Origin of the sequence: Desulfovibrio psychrotolerans (assembly GCF_013340305.1) — a bacterium.
GTDB lineage: Bacteria > Desulfobacterota > Desulfovibrionia > Desulfovibrionales > Desulfovibrionaceae > Halodesulfovibrio > Halodesulfovibrio psychrotolerans.
Window position 1 is genome coordinate 110829 of the sequence record NZ_BLVP01000010.1, and the last position, 20887, is coordinate 131715.

The 20887-nt window shown below is 60.4% G+C and carries 15 protein-coding genes; 2 read left to right on the plus strand and 13 right to left on the minus strand.

Translation table 11 applies throughout. The features are described 5' to 3' along the window. Positions 1-50: 50 nt before the first annotated feature. Both HUV26_RS16840 and HUV26_RS12420 read right to left on the minus strand, forming a co-directional pair. The gene (locus HUV26_RS16840) at positions 51-2165 is read right to left on the minus strand and encodes a PAS domain-containing sensor histidine kinase (protein WP_243451378.1); all 2115 of its coding nucleotides are present in this window, start codon (positions 2163-2165) and stop codon (positions 51-53) included. A 37-nt stretch (positions 2166-2202) separates the two neighbouring features. Further along, positions 2203-4200: a response regulator gene (locus tag HUV26_RS12420; protein WP_243451379.1), complete on the minus strand. Its 1998-nt coding sequence runs from the start codon at positions 4198-4200 to the stop codon at positions 2203-2205. 242 nt (positions 4201-4442) lie between these two features. Here HUV26_RS12420 and HUV26_RS12425 point away from each other — a divergent pair, with 242 nt between their 5' ends. Then, positions 4443-5747, plus strand: coding sequence for a TolC family protein (locus HUV26_RS12425; RefSeq protein ID WP_174410462.1), 1305 nt, complete (start codon positions 4443-4445; stop codon positions 5745-5747). Between the two features lie 132 nt (positions 5748-5879). Here the strand turns inward: HUV26_RS12425 and HUV26_RS12430 are convergent, their stop codons facing one another. Both HUV26_RS12430 and HUV26_RS12435 read right to left on the minus strand, forming a co-directional pair. Continuing rightward, complete coding sequence (locus HUV26_RS12430; RefSeq protein ID WP_174410463.1) at positions 5880-6254, minus strand: hypothetical protein; 375 nt, start codon at positions 6252-6254, stop codon at positions 5880-5882. A 248-nt stretch (positions 6255-6502) separates the two neighbouring features. After that, complete coding sequence (locus HUV26_RS12435; protein ID WP_174410464.1) at positions 6503-7399, minus strand: LysR family transcriptional regulator ArgP; 897 nt, start codon at positions 7397-7399, stop codon at positions 6503-6505. 171 nt (positions 7400-7570) lie between these two features. Between HUV26_RS12435 and HUV26_RS12440 the strand changes: the two genes are divergently transcribed. Beyond that, positions 7571-8155, plus strand: a complete 585-nt coding sequence (locus HUV26_RS12440) for a LysE/ArgO family amino acid transporter (protein ID WP_243451380.1) — start codon at positions 7571-7573, stop codon at positions 8153-8155. Between the two features lie 145 nt (positions 8156-8300). Here HUV26_RS12440 and HUV26_RS12445 read toward each other — a convergent pair whose 3' ends face one another. The 9 genes from HUV26_RS12445 to rpoC form a co-directional block, all read right to left on the minus strand. Beyond that, a complete protein-coding gene (locus HUV26_RS12445; protein WP_174410465.1) occupies positions 8301-8960 on the minus strand; it encodes an amphi-Trp domain-containing protein in 660 nt (219 codons plus the stop codon). Positions 8961-8993: 33 nt separating this feature from the next. Beyond that, entirely contained in the window at positions 8994-10352 is a 1359-nt protein-coding gene (locus HUV26_RS12450) for a GAK system CofD-like protein (protein WP_174410466.1), read from the minus strand. Positions 10353-10432: 80 nt separating this feature from the next. Continuing rightward, entirely contained in the window at positions 10433-11587 is a 1155-nt protein-coding gene (locus tag HUV26_RS12455) for an HprK-related kinase B (protein WP_243451381.1), read from the minus strand. Next, positions 11584-12459, minus strand: coding sequence for a GAK system ATP-grasp enzyme (locus HUV26_RS12460; protein WP_174410467.1), 876 nt, complete (start codon positions 12457-12459; stop codon positions 11584-11586). The genes HUV26_RS12455 and HUV26_RS12460 overlap by 4 nt, the downstream gene beginning before the upstream one ends. Before the next feature lie 23 nt (positions 12460-12482). Then, positions 12483-14144: a PhoU domain-containing protein gene (locus HUV26_RS12465; protein ID WP_174410468.1), complete on the minus strand. Its 1662-nt coding sequence runs from the start codon at positions 14142-14144 to the stop codon at positions 12483-12485. Positions 14145-14146: 2 nt separating this feature from the next. Beyond that, a complete protein-coding gene (locus HUV26_RS12470; protein WP_174410469.1) occupies positions 14147-14419 on the minus strand; it encodes an amphi-Trp domain-containing protein in 273 nt (90 codons plus the stop codon). A gap of 18 nt (positions 14420-14437) precedes the next feature. Then, the gene (locus HUV26_RS12475) at positions 14438-15604 is read right to left on the minus strand and encodes a PHP domain-containing protein (protein WP_174410470.1); all 1167 of its coding nucleotides are present in this window, start codon (positions 15602-15604) and stop codon (positions 14438-14440) included. Positions 15605-15618: 14 nt separating this feature from the next. Next, a complete protein-coding gene (locus tag HUV26_RS12480; protein WP_174410471.1) occupies positions 15619-16398 on the minus strand; it encodes a GAK system XXXCH domain-containing protein in 780 nt (259 codons plus the stop codon). Positions 16399-16621: 223 nt separating this feature from the next. After that, positions 16622-20794 carry a DNA-directed RNA polymerase subunit beta' gene (gene rpoC, locus HUV26_RS12485; protein ID WP_174410472.1) on the minus strand — a complete coding sequence of 1391 codons (4173 nt, stop codon included), beginning with the start codon at positions 20792-20794 and terminating at the stop codon, positions 16622-16624. Between the last annotated feature and the right edge of the window lie 93 nt (positions 20795-20887).

A 20887-nucleotide genomic window follows, 5' to 3' on the forward strand; every position in this document is an offset into this window, starting at 1 on the left:
TGCCCGGCATTCCGGCGGCGGCTGTACAGATATTGTTAGTACAGACATCGTTAGGGTACATTGGGGGTTGCCCCGGGGGCAGGGATTTGGGCTGCGTGCCCGGCCGCATGCAGCCGGACCACGAACACCGCCCCCGTGCCCTCCGGCGGAGGAACGATGGCGATCTCGCCCAGCCATGCCTCCACAAAGGTGTGGACGATGGAAAGGCCCAACCCCATGCCGCCGCCCGCCTCCTTGGTGGTGAAGAAGGGGTCGAAGACGCGGGATTCCAGCCCTTGCAGGCCGGGGCCGTTGTCCCGCACCTCCAGACGCAGGGCATCATCCTGCGTTTGTCCTGTGGTGATGCGTATCCACTTGTCCTGCCCTGAAGCCTCCACGGTGTCCAGTGCGTGCATGGCGTTGACCACGAGGTTGATCACAACCTGTTCCAGCTGCACCGGATTGGCAAGGGCTTCCGGCAGGAAAGGGGTAAGGCACAGGTCCACACGGATGCCGTGGGCGGTGAGCTGTGCTCCCACCAGACTCAGCGCGCGTTCCACGGCCTTGTTCAGGCAGGCGCTGCCTGTGGGCGGCGCATCCTGCTGCATGACCAGTGAACGCATGTGCGCGATGATTTCGTGGATGTTGTCCGCTTCGCGCAGAATCCAGCCCAGCCGTGAGAGAAGCGTTTCCGGCGCGATGGTGCGCTGCTGTTCCATCAGCATTTCCAGCCCGCTGGCGTAAAGGCGCAGGGCGGAGAGGGGTTGATTTATCTCGTGGGCGATGCCTGCGGCGAGGGTGCCCATGGCTTCCAGTTGCCGGACACGGTTCAGCCGTTCCGCCACGCGCTTGCGTTCGGTAATGTCTTCCAGCAGCACGATGACGGAGGGCACATCGCCCGCCGTGCCCCGGATGGGACAGGCCGTGATGCGGAAGGCGTGGTCCGCGTTATTTGTTGTATTATGGCTGGTTACGCTGCCTGCGCAGTGCGCGGTATGCAGGCGGCAGGAAAATTCCTGTTCGTGGACCTGCCCGTCTGCAAAGGTGCGCAGGATGAGGTCTGCCGGGGTGTTGCCGTTTTCCGGAGTCCCTTCCGCAGTGCCGAACGGAGTAATGCTGCCGGACGGAGTGGTGGTGCCGGATGGAGTAGTGCTGCCGGACGGGGGGATATTGCCGGACGGAGATATATTGTCGGCCGGGACGGAAGCGCACTCCTTGGGCACAATGCGGAGCAGGGTTTCCAGTGTTTCCGCCTCACGGCGGGCAGCATCGTCTTGTGTGCCGCCCTTTAATGAGCTTGGCGCAGGGCTGAACCAGCGGGAGAACAGCGGATTGGCGGCGGTGATGCGCATGTTGGCATCAATGACGGCTATGCCCACCGCAAGGTTGTCGGTAATGGACCGGTAGCGCTCTTCCGAAAGGGCAAGGGCTTCCTGCACCTGTTTGCTCTGCGTGATGTCCATGCCCAGCTTGAGCACCAGCGGGGTGCGGTCCACATCGGTGAACGGGTAGGTGTATATGCGGAAGGACCGCCCGCTGGCAGGGCTTGTCCATTCGCATATGGACAGGCTGCCGGTGTCGAAGGCGTCGAAGGGAGGGCAGTCGGCGCAGGGGGTTGATTCTTCCCGTATGGCTGCATAGCAGGGCCGGTTGCCGGGCGGGCCGAACAGTTCGCGGAAGGTCTGGTTGGCGTAGCGGATGGAGTGGTCCGGCGCGATGAGTGCCACGTAGGCGGGGAGCCTGTCCAGCAGGGAGAGCAGGCGCGCACGTTCCGCCTGCATGGTGCGCTGTTCCTCAAGCCCTGCCGGGGCGGGGGCAAGGGTGGCGGTTATGGCTTCTGTGCCGTCCGGCAGGAGGATGGTGCGAGGGCAGACCTGTATATCCACAGGCAGCCCTTTGGCGGACGGCAGGCGCAGGGTGTAGGGCGTGAAAACGCCCCGCTGCTGAAGGCGCATCTGCTCTTCCAGCACGGCGAGAGACTGTGGCGAGGAAAGGGCTTCTGTGAGCCGTTGCAGCAGTTCGCGGCGCGGATAATCCAGCAGGGGGGTGAGTGCTCCGGCGGCGTAGGTAAGGTCCAGCGCATTGCCGCCGGAGGCGGAGTCGCTTATCTGGCGCAGGAACCACAGCACCGGGGCAGGGGGAGGGCCTGCAAAAAGACCGTGTGCGGCGCGCGGGGTGCTGTGCATGCTGTAAATGGCTCCGTGGTGGTTGCGTGCATTGGGGCTACAGGCTTTTCATGCTTGTGTCCATGATGCTCAGGGTATGGGAGAGCGTTTCTTCCAGCCTGCGGATGGCTGTGGCAGCGCGCTCCCGCTCGCCGTGGCGCAACGCATCGGCACACAGGTCTGCCGTGGCTGCCAGTTCCGATGCACCGATGTTGCGGGATGCGGTGGCAAGGGCCATGGTCGCGCCCAGGCTTACTTCCGCACGGGTGATGTCCAGCCGTGTACCCTGACCGCGCAATGCCTCGCGGATGTCTGCCATCTGTTCGTGCGAATCGGCAAGAAAGGATTGCCATATAGCCCGCACGAGCAGGGTATCGCCCTGCATGCGCCGGAGCACATCCGCCGTATCCAGAAGCGGCAGCACATCGCCCTGATGGGGTTGCGGCGCATCTTCATCGGCTGTGCGTTCGTTGGTGAACACCCGGTTGATGACCTCGTAAAAACGTTCCGCGTGCAGGGGCTTGGCAATGTAGTCCGTCATGCCTGCTTCTATGAACCGTTCGCGGTCGCCCTTCAGGGCGTGGGCGGTGACCGCGATGATGGGAATGTCCTGCGGCACGCCGTCTGCAGTGCCCGAACGTATGCGCCGCACAGCCTCCAGTCCGCCCATGCGGGGCATCTGGATGTTGGTGAGCACAAGGTCGTAGCGGTCCTGCGCCAGAAGCGCAAGCATTTCCAAGCCGTTGGAGGCGGTGGTGCAACTGTGCCCCTGTTTTTCCAGCAGCATGCGCACAAGGTTGCGGCTGACGAGGTTGTCGTCTGCCGTGAGCACGGAGAGCCTGCGCATAGCCTGCGGGAGAACGGCCTGCCCGACGCCTGAATGGCGGATGTCCGGCACGTGGCGTTCGCAGGGGGTGAAATGGGCGGTGAAGTAGAAGGTACTGCCGTGGTTGAGGCGGCTGCGCACCCACATTTTTCCATCCATAAGGTCCACAAGTTCTTTACAGATAGCAAGGCCGAGGCCGGACCCCACATGTTCCTGCTCTGTTTCCCTGTCTACCTGTCTGTAGCGTTCGAAAATGGTGGAGAGCCTGTTCTCCGGTATGCCTAAGCCGGTATCACGTACGGAAAAGAGCAGTTGCAGACTCTCTTCCGCAGGGAGGGAGTGCGCGTCCGGCATTTCCGGCGTGCCGCCTTTGACCAGATTTATCTCCACGACAATAGTGCCGTTTTCCGTGAACTTGACAGCGTTGCCCAGCAGGTTGGCGAGAATCTGGTGCAGCCTGCCGGAATCGCCCTGCACGGTGGCAGGCACGCCCGGTCCCAGATGGTAGGAAAGGCGCAGTCCTTTCTTTTCCGCATCCGGCTTTACGCTGCGGACCACCTTGGCAACGGTGCGGGCTATATCGAACGGTTTTTCCGTGAGGGAAAGCCGCCGGGCCTCTATGCGCGAGATATCCAGCACATCATTGAGGATGGCGAGCAGGTTTTCCGCCGAATCCACGATGGTGGTAAGATATTCGCGCTGCTCTTCGGAGAGGGGGGTGTCCAGCGCGAGGTCTGCCATGCCCATGATGCCGTTGAGCGAGTTGCGTATTTCGTGGCTCATGTCGGCGAAATAGCCTGATTTGGCAAGGTTATCCTGCTCTGCTTTGCGCCGTGCGTCTTCCAGTCTGCGCTCTGCGGAGTGTTTGAGCAGGGCTATTTCTATGGTGGAGTGCAGTTCGCGTTCTTCAAAGGGCTTGATGAGGAAGCCGAAAGGGTTGGATGTTTTTGCGCGTTCAAGCGTGGCTTGGTCGGAATAGGCGGTGAGGTAGATGACAGGGATCTTGAGTTTGCCGGAAATGATGCCCGCGGCCTGTATGCCGTCCATTTCGCCCTTCAGGCGGATGTCCATAAGGACAAGGCCGGGACGCAGTTCTGTTGCCTTGCGGATGGCGGTGGGACCGTCTGCGACAATGGCGGGGACGGAGTATCCCAGACGTTCCAGAGTGCGTCTGATATCCAGCGCCACGATCTGTTCATCGTCCACGACAAGGATGTTCAGCGGGGGCATGTGTCCTCCGGCGGAAGTCTTACGTAAGGGGCGGTGCATGGTGCAGCCGCGTGAATGGGCGGAAAAGTGCAGGACGGAACCATGCCCGCGTATGCTACTCCTTGTCCGTGCTCCAGAAGGTATGCAACAAACAACAGTCTCTTTCAAGTATAGGCATGCGGTTCTGGAGAGTGAGCATTGACTTGACAGCTCAATCATGTCATTTGAATGGGAATCTTTTGCATGCACGAACGGGGGACGCCGTGAAAAGAAACCTGCCTGTGTTGCTGATGCTGGCCTGTCTGGTGATGGGAAATGCCGGATTGGCCAATGCCAAGGGGCTTTCTGACCTGCTGCCCGGATTGCTGGAGCAGCACGAGAGAGTGCTGGCCAAGGAAAGTCAGGTGGAGGCATCTGCCCATGGGGTGGACGTGAGCCGTTCCGGATGGTTTCCCCGGCTGGATTTTGTGAGCGACGTGGCCAGCGAGCAGACCGGCAAGCCCGGCAGCCAGCAGGACGACTATACCAACCGCGTGCGCAATATGCAGCAGTTGCGGGGCAGGCAGCTCCTGTATGATTTTGACGCCACTTCCAAGCGTGTGGAACAATCTGAGAATCTGCTGGAACGCAGCCGGATGGAGATGGATGCCACCAGTCAGGACCTGCTGCTGGAGGGTATTGGCGCGTTTCTGGACGTGTACAAGGCCTATAAGCGGCTGGAGTATGCCACCCGTTCCGAGGAGCGCATCAAGCAGCAGACCGGTATTGAAGAAACGCTGGTGCAGCGCGGGGCCGGGGTTTCATCTGACGTGTTGCAGGCCAAGCAGCAGTTGCTGGGCGCCATGGCACTGCGCGTGAATATAGAGGGCGAACTTGCCAAGGCAACAGCGCATTTCCGGGCCGTGTTCGGATATGAACCGGAGCTTGACGAGGTGAGGGAGTTTGAAAAGCCCGTGCTGCCTTCCGACAGGCTGCCCGCTAACGCCGATGAGGCCGTGACCATAGCTATAGAGGACAATCCCGTGCTGAAGGCTGCCGCCGCTTCCGTGGAGGCAGGGGCTAAGCAGGTGGAGATTGACCGTACCCGTTTTTACCCCACCTTCAATCTTTTTGCAGAAGCCCGCCGCCGTGAAAACGACAACGGCGACTCCGGCGTACGCGACAACTCCGCCGTGGGCGTGGAAATGGCATGGAACCTGTTCTCCGGCTTCGGAGACGAATCGCAGTTGCGTGCATCCCGTGCCTCGGTGGCGCAGGCCCGTTACGCACAGGCCGACCTGCGCCGCAGCATTGAGCAGAACGTGCGCACCGCATGGCAGGATTTGCGTACCAACCGTCGCAATGCCACCCTGCTGCGGGAGCAGACGGATATTCTGGGCGAGTTTATGGATCTGGCCAAGCGTGAGCGCACGCTGGGAACCCGCTCGCTGCTGGACGTGCTGGTGGCGGAAGTGAACTACATCAACGCCGTTAGCGCCGCACTGGCTGCCGAGGCAGACGCCATTCGTTCCGGGTACGCCACGCTGCATGCCATGGGCAAACTGGAAGTGAGCCTGTTCACCAAGTAGAGTTTGGGCGCTCCCTGCCCGGAAGTGTTTCCCGCTGGAACGGAACCCGCCCGCAGCCTGAGCTGCGGGCGGGTTTTTATGTGCGGTTTGTCCTGCATTCCTTCCATGCAGGGAGAAGGATGCCTGAAAGGATCAGCCGCCGAAATAGCCGGGGCTGATGACGGACAGGGCTTCTGTATACTTGCTGCGCAGCAGGGCCAGTTTGCCGCCCATCGCTTTTTCCTGCGCCGAGATGTCCATGCTGCATTCGTTGGCGAGTTGGGCATTCAGCATTTCAATTTCGCGCACCGTGGACTTGATGAGATTGAGGGTATCCTCAAAGCCGGCCTTGCCCTGCGCCTTGTCCACATTGGCAAGCACATCGTAGAGGCGGGCTTTCCAGATGTTCAGTTCCATTTCCACGCCCTTGCAGTAGTTCTGCACGGCGGCTTCACGCTGTTCGTTGGTGCTGCATCCCTCGATGGCCGAGCAGCTTTCGCACGGGCCGGGGTAGTCCATGTTCGGCATAGGTTGCTCCTTTTGTGGATTGTAGGATTGAGAGTCTGCTTTCAGCATAGCACGCACTGCACGAAAGGGGATGATATTTATTGCGACAGGGAGATGACATTGCTCTTTATGAAAGCGGTATATGAAGAAAATGATTGATGTAACTCACTGCATAGAGAGAATGGCGTCCTGAAAGCGGGCATGTGAAAGAAACACAACGGATCATGCTGTTGCGTGATGGATTTTTCACGTTGTCTATGATGCTGTTTTTACAGCAGATGCTTCCGGCATCCCTGCACAAGGGTTTCGGAAAGCTCTTCAAGCAGTGAGGTGCCGAGATTCCAGTGGTGCCAGTAGAGGCTGACCGGAACGGCGTGGTGCGGAGCAAGGGGGATGAGCTCGCCTGAATGCAGCAGCGGGTTGCCCTGCGGGTGGGGCACCATGCCGTAGGCATGCCCTGCGCGGATCATCTCCACGAACTGGCTGGATGAGGGGACATAGTGCGGGGGAAAGCCGTTATCTTCCACGCCCCACAGGGCGGCGAAGCGGCAGTGCAGCAGGTCCTTGCGGTTGAAGGTGACGGCGGGGGCACGGCGCAGTGCCTGTTCTTCCACCCCGTGCGGGAACCAGCGGGACACGAACTGCGGGGTGGCGAGGCACTGGTAATCCATTCTGCCCAAGGGCACACAGCGGCAGCCCTGTATGGGGGTGGCAAGGCTGCTTATGCAGCCTGTGACCACGCCGGTACGCAGCAGGGCGTGGGTGACTTCCTGATCATCGGTGTAGATGTCCAGCAGCACGGGGCGGCTAGCCAGAAACGGACGCAGTACAGGCAGAAACCATGTGGCGAGGCTGTCTTCGTTCACGGCGAGGGGCATGACCACAGGCGTGTCCATTGCGTCTGACGGGGAAGAAGACCGGAAGGTTGCCAGCAGGTCGTCTTCCAGATGGCGCACGCGGCGGTAGTGAGCCAGCAGGCGTTGTCCGGCTTCGGTAGGGCGCACGGGAGAGGCGCGTACAAGCAGCGGCTGCCCCATGGCATCTTCCAGCGACCGGATACGCTGCGAGACGGCGGACTGCGTGATGTGCAGCCGCGATGCGGCCTTTTCAAACCCGCCTTCCTGCACCACAGCGGCAAGCGCCTGCATAAGTCTGTTATCCAGCATGGATCAGTATTAGCAAAATTAATGAGATAGTAAAACTATTAGTTTTACTATCTGGGAAAAGGCGGAGTACGGTGCTCCCGGAGATGCGCTTACAGGAAGGGTTCCGTTGCGCTGCGGGTATTTGATAATCCGGGAGGAAGATTGGTTACGGCGTACTTGCAGGGAATGGCTATGGGCGGAGGTTTGATAGTCGCCATAGGGGCGCAGAACGCGTTTGTATTTTCGCAGGCAGTGCGCCGGAATAACGCACTGCTGGTGGCCCTGCTGTGCAGTCTGTGCGATGCCGTGCTCATAGGGGTGGGAGTGACCGGCATAGGCGCTGCTGTTGCCGCCAACCCTGTGCTGGGGCGTTGGAGCGCATGGCTGGGGGCGCTTTTCCTGTTCTGGTACGGGCTGGGGGCGTTGCGCTCTGCCCTGCGGGGCGGCTGCCTTGAGGACGAGGCACGGGTTCTTGTCACAGCGCGGGCTACGGTCATGGCCACGCTGGCCATTACGCTGCTGAATCCGCACGTGTATCTGGATACGGTGGTGCTGCTGGGCGCGGTGAGCGGACAGTATGCGCAGGATGCCCGGTATGTGTTCGGGGCGGGAGCGGCCACCGCCTCTGTTCTCTGGTTTTTCACGCTGGCGCTGGGCGGGGGCATGATGGCCCCGCTGTTCCGGTCACGCGGGGCGTGGCGGGTGCTGGATGGAGTGGTCTGCGCCACCATGTGGGGCATTGGCATGCGGCTGGCGCTGCACGGCATGTCTTTGTAAAAAAAAGCCCCCGCGCGCCCCGGTGTGATTGTATACGGGGAGGCGCGGAGGCCCTGTATGCTGCCGGGGCAAACGCTCTATGGGGAAAGCGTGAGCGACCGGATGTGCGGACGGGGGTGAGAGTCCGCCCGCTGCGGCGCAGGCGTTAGCTGGTGCGTCTGCCTGCGGGCTGTTTTTTTGCGCTGCGGTTGCCCGCCTTGCCTGTTTTCTGGCCGGGAGCTTTGCTGCGGGGGGGTACTGCCGCATTCTTTCCCGCTGTCCCGGCTGAGGCTTTGGGTGCCGGGGCTTTTGATGCCGGGGCCTCCGGTGCCGGAGCGGGTTTGGCGGTATTTGGCTGTGCCGGTGCCGCAACGGCTTGTGGTGCGTTTTTTTCCTGCGCGGTGGTTATATGGCGCGGCTCCGGCGAGGCAGGAGATTCGGGAGTCGCGCATTCCTCAGAGGAAGCGTTTTCCTCCGCAGGGGCTTGCTGTGTGGTTTCCACTGTGACCGTGGTAGCCGTGGTATCTGGTGTCGCTGCGGTTGCTGTGCAGCAGGGGGCGGCGGGTACCGCCGAGATGGTCACAGCTGCGGATTCCACGGCCGGAGCGGAGTACCATTCCAGTTCCAGAGCAAACTTCTGCCTGTCCTTTTTCGTTCTGGCTTCCACGGTCACTTCCAAGTGCTCCGGGGTGGTGAGCACCACCTGCTCGCCGCCTTGTTCCACCACGACTCTGCCTGCCTTGAGGCTTTGCACCAGGGCCTCAAGGTACGCAACGGCATCGGCAAAGGCCAATTGCTGCGTTACGCTGATCTTGTTTTTTTCCATGACCACTCCGTTTCGGGTATCGGGTTGTCCGTGCTAGCACAGCGAGAGCAGCACGGGATTGAGCAGGGTTTCGTCTATGTATGGCGCGCTCACTTTGCTTACGAGCTGCCGGTCCAGCACGGTAATGCCGCGGGCAGCCAGTGCCTGCCTGTCCAGCGAGGCAGCGGTGCCCGGATAGACGCCGTTTTTGGAATCCACGAGCACGAAGGAGAGCAGGTCGGCATCTGCCGTTGCGGGCGGGGCCTGAGTGCCCGTATCGCCCTTTTCACCCATTTCGTCCATTTCGCCCGTGGGAGACGTTGCTTTGCAGGGGGCGGCGCAGCTTGCATGCAGATGGTGGAGGAGCCTTTCCACCTGCATGCCGAGGTCGTGGCCCAGAAGTTCCGGGTCGGTGCCTGTGTTGGGGATGAAAATTTTGGGTTTCCCGCTCTGCGCCACGGCCTGTCCCACGCCTGCGGGCAGCAGGGTGGCGATGAGGCTGGAATAGAAGCTGCCCATGGGATAGCAGATGAGGTCTGCGGAACCAATGAGCTGGCGGGTTTTTGACCGGATGGCGGGCCGGATGACAGATCGGGTGGCGGGCCGGATAGGGGCGGGAATGTCGGGCGCGCCCTGATTTGGCGAGGCTTCGGTTTCCTGACGATCGGGCAGGGCTTCCGTAATCCAGATGTCCTCTATGGGGCTGCTGACAGGGGCGGTGGCCTTGCCGGTGAAGTTGTGCTGCCCGGTTATAACCGTGCCGTCCGCGAGGCGTACCGCCAGATGGCCGTATTTGCCGGTGACGGGCCGCACGGTGCCGCGCACCTCCACCAGTTTGGAGAACAGGTAGATCACCGGGTCCAGATGCCGCCGGTTGCTCAGGAAGCCTGCCGTGAGCACAAGATTGCCGAGGCTGGCCCCGCGCAGGTCGAAGCCGGGGGGCATGTGGTCGGTGAAGATGTGGAAGTGATTGCGGATGATCTTGCGCATGGGGTCTGTGATGCACCGGATGAGCCTGTGCCTGCCTGTTGCCAGGGAAGCAAGTTCTGCCTGCAGGGCCTCCGGCGGCGCAAGGGGGTCCAGCCGGTGGGCGAAGAGGTCGAATATCTCCGGGTTGCCCTGAATGGTCTGATCCGCCAGTGCCATAAGGCGGTTGCGCACGTCGCCCACGGCCGGCATGTGGAAGGCGTTGCGCAGCACGGCGGAGCTGCCGCCGGAATCGAAGGGGGTGATCAGGTGGATGGAGTTGTGGGTGTAGCCGGTGAGATGGCGCGCAACACTCCGCAGTGCCGTGCCACCGCTGAAGAAGAGGATGCGGGGGCCAAGTTGCGGAGCATGGCGGAAGCGTTCCAGCTTGAGCGGGTCCGGCAGGGTGGTCTCGCGGGTGACCGTAAGGCGTGTCGGGCGGTCCATATGCGGTGTGCCTTTGTGTATTCAGTGTCGGACTGGGTGCCGACAGGGTGCTGACAGGGAGCTGGCAGTGTGCCGTAATATTACAGGGAACCCGTGCGCATGAAGGAGAGGCAGATATCTGCCGCCGCATCAAAGTCCACGCCGCCCGTAACCTCCAGCACGGTAGTGCGCGCAAGAACTTGCGCGTAGGCGGATTCCGAAGGTTCCGTATAGTCCGGTGAGCACGGGCGGTAGAACAGGCCTGTGGACTTCATGAAAGCCGGGAGCAGATCGCGCCGCGTGAGGGGATCTACCACGTTTACGGCCACGGGCTGCCCGGTGCGGCTCCAGTTTAGTATGACCAGCGCATTCATGGGGGCTTGCAGGGCAAAGCGGCCTTTGCCGTAACATTCTTCTATGATGGCATCGTATTTGTGTTCCAGATGCCACAGGTCGGTGGTGGACAGGGCGAGGAAGCGTTCGCGGTCCTGCGGGGCGATGATGTCGCGCAGGTCCGGGTTGTGCAGCGCCGTACCGGGATTGATGCGCGGCTGTTTGGGGATGCCGAGCATGGTGGGCAGGCCTTCCGGCTCTTCGGCATTGACGCGCAGAAGAACCCTGTCGTTGCTGACAAAGGTGGTGCCCTTGCTCATGAGGTGCAGAGCCAGTGTGGATTTGCCCATGCCCGAAAAGCCCGCCAGCGAGATACCCCGGCCATGGTGCATGACGCCTGCGGCATGGCCCAGCAGGCAGCCCCTGTCCAGCATGTGTTCCAGATAGCGGTTGTTTATGAAGTTGATGACCTGATTATCGTTGGCAAGGCATGCGCCTACTGCCACGTTGCCTGCATCGCCGAACAGGAAATGCATGCCCGTGATGCGCTTGCGGACTATGCGTCCGTCCGGCAGGTCGAGCCATTCTTCCTTTATCTTGGCCTTTCCGGGGTCCGGGGTTTTGACCAGAAAGGGACCGGGCAGGGGGAAGGGAAGCTCGCGGTCATCGGTTTCGTGCGCGGTGATGAGTATGTCCGGGGGCGTCTGCGGGGCACCGCTCTCTGTCTCCGGTTCCAGAAATTCGCTGAAGTAGCGGCGCAGGGCTGTGGCAAGGGCATCATTGTTTGTGCGCACGCTGATGGTGAGGTCGCCCACGCGCAGGAGCAGGCCGCAGTGCACGGGCAGGGTGTGGCGGATGGCCAGCATGTGGTCCGTGAGTGAGGCGTGGGCCGTGGGGGCGGCGTTGGGGGTGGCGGCTGTCATCGCGCGGTCTCCTTCATCACGTAATCCAGATAAAGTTGGGCGGCATCCAGACCGCTGGTGTCCAGAATGCCGCGAAAACCACCAAAGGCCGAGACTTCGAACACGTAGGGGCCGTCATCGGTAAGGGCCACATCCACGCAGGTGAAATCCAGCCCGAAGAGCTGCTGCGCCTTGTGGGCAACGGCAATGACATCGGCAGAGGGCTGGTACAGGGCGTATTTGCCGCCGTTTACCGTGGTGGTGTTCCATGAATCGTTGGTTTTGCAGCGGGCGTAGGTGGTGAGGTATTGGCCGCCCAGAAACACGATGCCAAGGTCCTTGCCGCCTTCCAGATTGATGGCCTTCTGGATGTACAGAATGCGGTAGTCGCGGGCGTAGGCGGCGATGGTATCGCGGGCGTCGGGACCGTCTTCCAGCATGAACATGCCGCGCGCCTTGGATGTGAACAACGGCTTGAACACCGCGCGCCCGTAGTCGCGGACAGCGGCAAGGGCGTGGTCCACGTCTTCCGTTATGGTGGTGGGCGGCATGGGAATGTTGCCGCTTTGCAGAGTCACGGTGCAGGACAGGCGGTCCAGCACACGCATGATTTTGTAAGGGTCTGAAAACACGGGCAGGCCGCGTTCGCGGAGCAGGCGCAGGATTTCCAGCCTGTCCAGCAGGTCCGGGGAATACCATGAGCCGATTTTCTTGACGATGAGCGCGTCAAGGGTGGAGATGTCTGTATCTTCGTACCAGCACCTGCCGGAGGGCAGGTCCAGCCGCACCTTGTCCATTTCTATGAGCAGCCGGTAGCCGGTGCTCTTTTCCACCGTGTCTGCGAGCAGTTCCGAAGACCACCCGCCTTTGGTGCCGACAACGCCTATTTTCACTTCTTGTACCTCGCGGGATTGGATCAATAGAAGAGGACATCGCGCGGCAGCCGGAAGTGCTGCCACGGGGCGTCTCTGTGCGCCAGCAGTTTTTCCATGAGGAAATGCGCCCGCAGGTACATTTCTCTGGCAAAGGAGAAATTCAGTTCGTATCGCGTGGAAGAGTAGAACGACCGCGCCAGTGCAAACCCAAGCCGCGCCTCAAAGGTGGCATCGCCGCTGTGATGGGCGTAGCTTGCAGCAAAGGTGAAGAATTCCTGTATGGCCCAGTTCAGCCTGTGGCGCAGGCTGGGTTCGAAGATGGGCATACGGAAGTTGGAAACCATGAACACGGAGGCGTCCTGAACGTAGTCGTAATCGCGGGAGCGGTGCAGGTCTATGTACCGCACTGCCTGCTGCACATGGTCGTAGACAATGTTGTTCAGGTTGAAGTCGCCGTGGATGAGCACGGTGAAGGGGGCTTCCAGCTCCTGTTCCAGCGCGTAACAGGCGTTTACCAGCGCGTCTGTGGACAGGACGCAGGCACTTCCCACATCCAGTGCCTTGCGGAACAGTTCGGGGTGCACCTGCTGCACGGAAGGCAGGCGCGATTTGAGCTGGGCGATGTAGTCCGTGGGCACGGGGGTATCAAGGCGGGTTTTATCCCACACCTCGCGCAGGGTTTGCAGCAGGATGAACAGGGCGTTCTGTGCCAGTTCGTCGCTGCCGGTGATGAGCACTTCGTCCAGCGTGCAGCCGCGCAGGAATTCCACCAGCAGGGAGGCATTGCCGCCCTCTTCATGGTAGCCGTAAACCTGCGGCACAAGATTGGGGAACACTGCGCTCCAGCGATCTATGTTGGCGCGTTCCTGCTTGATTTTGGCGACGGTGCCTTCCTTGTAGATGGAGCCCTGCGTATCTACGCCACGTCGGGTCTGCCCTTCCTTGTCCGGGACGGCGTCCACCTTGCCGATGCGGCAGCCCGAGCGGGTGCCCCATATGGCCTGAAAGTCAATGTCCTGCAATGAGCCCTGAAAGCCGGAGTTTTTCAGCGTGCGCTGGAGGGCGTCGAACTGGGTGATTTTGATCTTCTCTCCCAGCGTGCTGAAGATGAGGGCCTCGCCTATGTTCAGCAGCGAGTCGCCTATGCGCTCCAGATACCGGAAGATGAAGATGACCGTGATGTGGCTCTGCACGTCTCGCCCGGTGCCCAGTTCCGTGAGGACGCGCTCAAACACATCCTTGTACATGCGGTCCAGTTCAAACTCCGAGCGGCATATGGCCAGTGCCCACGACAGGTCGTCCCGCTCGAAGGCGGGAAGGATACGCTTTATGGCGTCCTGTATCTGTTCAAAGATGGGCAGATAGTCTGATTCGCGCAGGAAACTCTTGTCCGTGAGGTAGCCCATCTGGCGGATGATGTTCACACAGTGGTCCGCAATGCGTTCCAGATTCACCGATATGGTGTTTATGGCCCGGATGCGGTTTATTTCCTGCTTGTCCAGTTGTCTGTCTGCATGCAGGCGGGAGTAACACTTGTTTTCTATGATGGTTTTCAGGTTGTCGATGTAGTCGTCGCGCGATTCTATCTTCTCGAACAACGCCCGCGAAGGGGACCGGAGGAAGGACAGGGTGCTGTTTATCTGTCCTTCCACTTCCAGAATGATGAATTTGAAGTTCTCGCTCAGACCTTCGAAGGTGATCATGGCTATTCCGTGCTCACGGAGAGGTTTGCGTCTGTGACGGTAAGCTGTTTGCGGTTGTCCTTCCATTCAATCTTTATGCTCAGCTTGCTGCTGTCGCCTTTCCGGCGCGCCTTGACCGAAAAATCCAGAAGGCCCGAAGGGGTAAGCTCGATGCGGTCGCCGTTTGAGGCGAGAACCACCTTCTCGTTCTCGAAACCCTGCATGAGGGATTCCAGAAACACCTTGATGGACTGAGCGTCCTGCATGGATTCGAACACGAATTTTTCTTCAGCCATTGCTTTCTCCGGTTGGGTTTATCCCGCCAGCCGTTCCCTGTAGCGGCGGATAACGGTGTTGCGGCTCACTTCGCCTATGATCAGTTTCTTGCGGATGTTCAGGTCATCCCACGCGGGTTGCAGGCCCACCTCGCGAATGGATTTTTCCGGGTCCTGCTGTTCCAGCGGGCGCGCTTTTTCGCCCAGATGGCAGTCATCACCCATGAAGATGAGCAGTTCGCGCTGCGAGGCGGCGCGTGTGCGGTTGTGGCGGTTGACCACCTCTATGAGAAATTCCGTATAGCGGCGGGATTGCGGGTTCCACACTTCGTAGCCGTCCACATCGTACCCGCGCAGCAGGATGGGCCAGAATTCTTCCGGGTGGGGAATGACCACGCAGCCGCCCAGCGAGCGGGTTTCTTCTATGACCTCGGAGGCGCGGTAGAAGTAGTCCAGCGAGAATTCCTGCTTGACCAGTTCCTTGACAGCCTTGAGGAAGGCTTGTGCGCGGTCTATGAACAGGTCGCCGTAGCGTGGGCGCAGACCATCGAAAAAGTTGCGCAGAAGTTTGTTTTTGACCGACATGGGCGGTACGGAAGACCAGTTATCGTCCAGAAGGGTCTGTATCTTGCCCACCATGGCGCACAGAAAGCCCACAAGCTGCTCGTCTGCTCCGGTGTTGCGGGCTGCCCTGTCCAGCCTGTCCTGATGGGGGCGGGTGAAGCAGTGCATGAATTCGAAAAGCTGGCTGGAGCGGTATTTGAAGGTGTGCGTGAGAATGGATTTGAGCACGTGGGCTTCTGCCACCCGTTCGTTGGTGAAGTGGAGCAGCAGCTGTACCTTCTGGTTGAAGCCGCTGGAGTAGCAGTCCACCTCTACGCCCGAATAGGGACCGTAGCTCATGAGTTCGTTGTGCTGCGTGGGAATGATCAGATGGTCCTGCGCATTGGGGAACATGGTCTCTATGCGGCTGCGGCACATGTCCATGGAGACGAACTCCGGGTGCCAGTGGCAGGCGAGTACGCTTTCCTGCCTGCGGTAGATGGCGGAAGGTTCCAGAATCTGCCGAATCTGCCAGTCTTCAAGCTCTGTGGAGACCACGCGGAAGAAGAGGTCGCGTTCTTCCTCCGTTATCTCGTCCGGCAGGGCGGCGAGGCGGGCGTCCAGATCTTCGCACTGGCGTGCGCTTGTCTTGATAAGTTTCATGTTGCTCCCGTTCCTTACTTATACCGCTGGTGGCAGTCGGTCTTCAGGTGGTTGAGGGCGTCCACGGCAGCGTGCAGGGCGGGGATGTCCTGTGTCTGCCACGCAGCTTCAAAGGCGTTTACCGCCGTATCATAGGCCGCGTAGTACGGATCACCATAACCGGGATATTGCACCATGAGACGAGATTCCGCCACAAAAGCCGCCACGGCGTCACCGGAGGGCAAACGCCCTGCATGCACGGCCTGATAGACGGACTTGAAGCTGGAACGCATGCGCTTTTTCAGAGATTTGTACGAAGGCATGCCGCCGGGAAGGGTGCCGCCGCAGGCGCAGTCCGGTGCTTCCAGATCGCCGAGGTCGGAGCGGAACTTGATCTTGACGCTCACCTGCCCGAACTCGTCCTTGACCGAGAGCTTCATTTTACGGAAGCCGGACAGGAGCGTGAGGGCATCGGGCGAGAATCCGTTGGCTTGCTGCTGCACCGTTCCTGCCGGGCAGTCGCAGTGAACCGGCATTGCCTGCAGGGGGACAGGATCGGACTGCGGAGGCATCGGCTCGGTATGCGTGGCGGAATGTGCATCGGCATATGCAGCGGCAGCGGCATTCCCTGCGGGTACAGGGGGGGAAGACGTGCCGGAGTTTCCGGCCTGTTCAGCCTTTTCAGATTGTTCGGACAGTTCGGAGGGTTTGGAGGCAGGGGGCGGTGCGGTGCGTGCTTCCAGCGCGTCTGCCAGAGCGCGGAACAGGCCGGGCAGTTCCTCCCGTGTGCAGTGAAAGTCGATTTTGCTGCTCATGATGTTCCACCCCTTTTTGTGGCGTAGCGGTGCGCAGCGGCGAAAGCCGTGCGCCCAGAGAGATATGCATCACGTTACACACTACATGACGGCAACAGTGTGTCAATTGCGTGTCGCGGGCTTTGTGACGTCGGAATGGGTGTGACAGCAGACGCCCGAACGCAAAAAGCCCCCGCTTGCGCGGGGGCTGTGATGCTTCTGTAACGCGGGCTGCCGAATGCGGCTACGCGTAGAAGTCCGGGGTATCCATCATGTGACGGGTGTCGTCCAGTTCTTCGAGGAACTTGTCAGGCAGTTCTTCCTGATTGGGCACTTCGATTTCCGAGTTCACGTATTCGCGGTAGCCTGTACCCGCGGGGATGAGGCGGCCGACGATGACGTTTTCCTTCAGGCCGCGCAGGGGGTCCATCTTGCCGCGCAGGGCGGCCTCGGTGAGGACCTTGGTGGTTTCCTGGAAGGAGGCTGCGGAGATGAACGAAGACGTGGTAAGCGACGCCTGCGTTATGCCCAGCACCAGCGGTTCGGCCTTGGCGGCCTGACGGCCTTCTGCCAGCAGGCGCAGGTTTTCCTGACGGAATTCCTGCTTGTCCACCTGCTCGCCTACGAGGAAGCTGGATTCGCCTGTATCGATGACGGTGACCTTCTTGAGCATCTGGCGCACGATGATTTCGATGTGCTTGTCATCTATGCCCACGCCCTGGAAGCGGTACACGTCCTGCACTTCTTCGCACAGGTAGTTGGCAAGGAACTTCTCGCCCTTGATGCGGAGAATGTCGTGCAGTTCCGGCTGGCCTTCGGTGAGCTGTTCGCCGGCTTCCACAAAGTCGCCGTCGGACACGGTGATGTGCTTGCCCTTGGGTACCAGGTATTCCTTGGCTTCGCCGATTTCCGGCGTGACCTTGAGCTTGCGCTTGCCCTTGGTTTCGCCCTCGAAGGACACCACGCCGTCGATTTCCGTAACCACAGCAAGGTCCTTGGGCTTGCGCACTTCAAAGAGCTCGGCCACGCGGGGAAGACCGCCCACGATGTCTTTGGTCTTGGAGGTTTCGCGCGGCTTACGGGCAAAGATATCGCCCGCCGCCAGTTCCTGCCCGTCGCGGATCATCAGAATGGCGCCCACGGGCAGCTGGTAGACCGCCGGGATGCTGGAATCGCCGCGCATTTTGACGCTGCCGTCCGCATCGCACAGGGCGACGGAGGGACGCAGGTTGGTGGTGCGGTATTCGATGATGGTGCGCGAGGCCATGTGGGTGGCTTCGTCTATCTTTTCCTGGAAGGTCTTGCCGTCTATAAGGTCGTTGAAGCGGACAACGCCTTCCACTTCCGAAACAAAGGGTTCGTTGAAGGGGTCCCATTCCGCGATGATGGTACCCTTTTTCACTTCCTGACCGTCCTTGACGTTCAGGCGCGAGCCGTTGGGCAGGGTGTACTTTTCGCGCTCGCGGCCCTGTTCGTCCACGATGCTGACCTGACCGGACTTGCCGAGCACCAGCATGTAGCCGTCGCGGTTGGTTACGGCCTTGACGCGTGACATGACCACACGTCCGGAGTGCTGGGCCTCTATGTTGGAACGCTCGATTTCACGCGATGCCGTACCGCCTATGTGGAAGGTACGCATGGTGAGCTGCGTGCCGGGCTCGCCGATGGACTGCGCGGCGATGATGCCTACGGTTTCGCCGGTGTTCACCAGCTGCCCGCGGGCAAGGTCGCGGCCATAGCACAGGGCGCACACGCCATGCTCGCTGCCGCAGGTGAGCGCGGAGCGGATGGTGATGGTGTTTATGCCTGCTGCATCCAGCGTTGCGGTCACGTTTTCGTCAATGAGCGTGTTGGCGGGAACCAGCACGTTCTTGGTTTCCGGGTCGAACACGGGGTAGAGCAGCACTCGGCCCAGCGCACGTTCCGTGAGGCGCATTTTCACTTCGCCACCCTTGATGAGGTGGCCGAGTTCCAGACCGTCTACCGTGCCGCAGTCATGTTCGCCGATGATCACGTCCTGCACCACGTCTACGAGACGACGGGTAAGGTAACCGGAGTTCGCGGTTTTGAGCGCGGTGTCCGCAAGACCCTTACGTGCGCCGTGGGTGGAGGTGAAGTATTGCAGCACCGACAGCCCCTCGCGGAAGCTGGAGGTGATGGGGGTTTCAATGATTTCGCCGGAGGGCTTGGCCATAAGGCCTCGCATGCCCGCAAGCTGGCGCATCTGGTCCTGGTTGCCTCGGGCACCGGAGTTGGACATCATGAAGATGGAGTTGAAGGTCTGGTTCACCTCCTGCTTGCCGGTCTTGGGACAGGTAAGCGTTTCCGTGGAAATTTCCTTGATCATTTCGTTGGACACGTCCTGTGTGGTCTTTGTCCATACGTCCACGATCTTGTTGTATTTTTCCGTACGGGTGATGATACCTTCGCGGTACTGGCGCTCGATGTCGTCCACTTCTGCCTGCGAGGTTTCGATGATGCCCTTCTTGCGATGGGGGATGGTCAGGTCCTTCACCGCGATGGTTACACCGGCGCGGGTGCCGAACTCGTAGCCCAGATTCTTCAGGTTGTCGCAGAGCAGAACCGTGGCCTTGCTGCCTGCCTCACGGTAGGCGGAGCTGACCAGACGGGCGATGTTCTTCTTGGTCATGACGCAGTTGACCATGTCGAAGCTCATGCCTTCCGGCAGGATTTCGGAAACGAGCACGCGGCCAGGGGTGGTTTCCACAAAGCGGCCATCGGGCATGCGCACCTTGACGCGGGCATGCAGGGAGACCTGACCGTGGTCATACGCGGTGACCACTTCCCACGGGTCGCAGAATTTCATGCCTTCGCCCTTTTCGAAGGAACGGTCCACGGTCATGTAGTACAGACCGAGAACGATGTCCTGCGAGGGAACGATGACGGGCGAGCCGTTGGCGGGCGACAGGATGTTGTTTGTGGACATCATGAGCACGCGGGCTTCTATCTGCGCTTCCACGGAAAGGGGCACGTGCACTGCCATCTGGTCGCCGTCGAAGTCGGCGTTGTAGGCGGAGCACACCAGCGGGTGCAGGCGGATGGCCTTGCCTTCCACGAGGATGGGCTCAAAGGCCTGAATGCCCAGACGGTGCAGCGTGGGGGCGCGGTTCAGCAGGATGGGGTATTCGCGCACCACCTCTTCAAGGATGTCCCACACCACCAGTTCTTCGCGTTCCACCATCTTTTTGGCGCTCTTGATGGTGGAGGCAAGCTCCCTTTCTTCCAGCTTGGAGTAGATGAAGGGCTTGAACAGTTCCAGCGCCATCTTTTTGGGCAGGCCGCACTGGTGCAGCTTGAGGTTGGGGCCCACAACGATAACGGAACGGCCGGAGTAGTCCACGCGCTTGCCGAGCAGGTTCTGGCGGAACCGGCCCTGCTTGCCCTTGATCATGTCGGACAGGGACTTGAGCGGGCGTCCGTTGGTGCCGGTAATGGCGCGGCCACGGCGTCCGTTGTCGAAGAGGGCGTCCACGGCTTCCTGCAGCATACGCTTTTCGTTGCGGATGATGATGTCGGGCGCGCCCAGTTCCATCAGTCGCTTGAGGCGGTTGTTGCGGTTGATGACGCGGCGGTACAGGTCGTTCAGGTCCGAAGTGGCGAAACGGCCGCCGTCCAGAGGAACGAGGGGGCGCAGTTCCGGCGGGATGACCGGAACCACTTCCATGATCATCCATTCGGGCTTGTTGTTGGACTCTATGAACGCTTCAACAATCTTGAGGCGCTTGGTTATTTTTTTCTTCTTGGTCTGGGAGCGGGTGGCAAGGGATTCCTCGCGCAGGGTGGCGCGCAGGGCTTCCATATCCAGCTCTTCCAGCAGGGAGCGCACGGCTTCTGCGCCCATGCCCACGGTGATGGCGTCTTCTCCGTAGTGATCCAGCACCTGGAAGTACTGGTCTTCGGAGATGACCTGCATCTTGGAGAGCGAGGTCTGGCCTGCATCCAGCACGATGTAGGAGTCGAAATAGAGCACCTTTTCCAGATCGGCCATGGTCATGTCGAGCAGGGTGCCGATTTTGGAGGGCAGGGTCTTGAGGAACCATATATGCGCGACAGGGGCGGCAAGCTCTATGTGGCCCATGCGTTCGCGGCGCACCTTGGAGGCAATGACTTCAACGCCGCACTTTTCGCAGACGATGCCGCGGTGCTTCATGCGCTTGTACTTGCCGCAGTTGCATTCGTAGTCCTTAACGGGGCCGAATATTTTGGCGCAGAAAAGGCCGTCGCGTTCCGGCTTGAAGGTACGGTAGTTGATGGTTTCCGGCTTTTTGACCTCACCGTAGGACCATTCTCGGATGCTTTCCGGCGAGGCGACGGAAATTTGGATGGCCTTAAGATTGCGGATGTTGGTGGTCTGGGCGCCGATGCCCCGATTGGTGAAAAGATCGTCTAACGTCATGGTTGATACCCCACCCAAAATGGTTTGTATGCGGGTTTCGGGAACCTGTATCAGTATTTCTGAACCGGGCCCGCAGCTGTTGGGTGCCGCCGC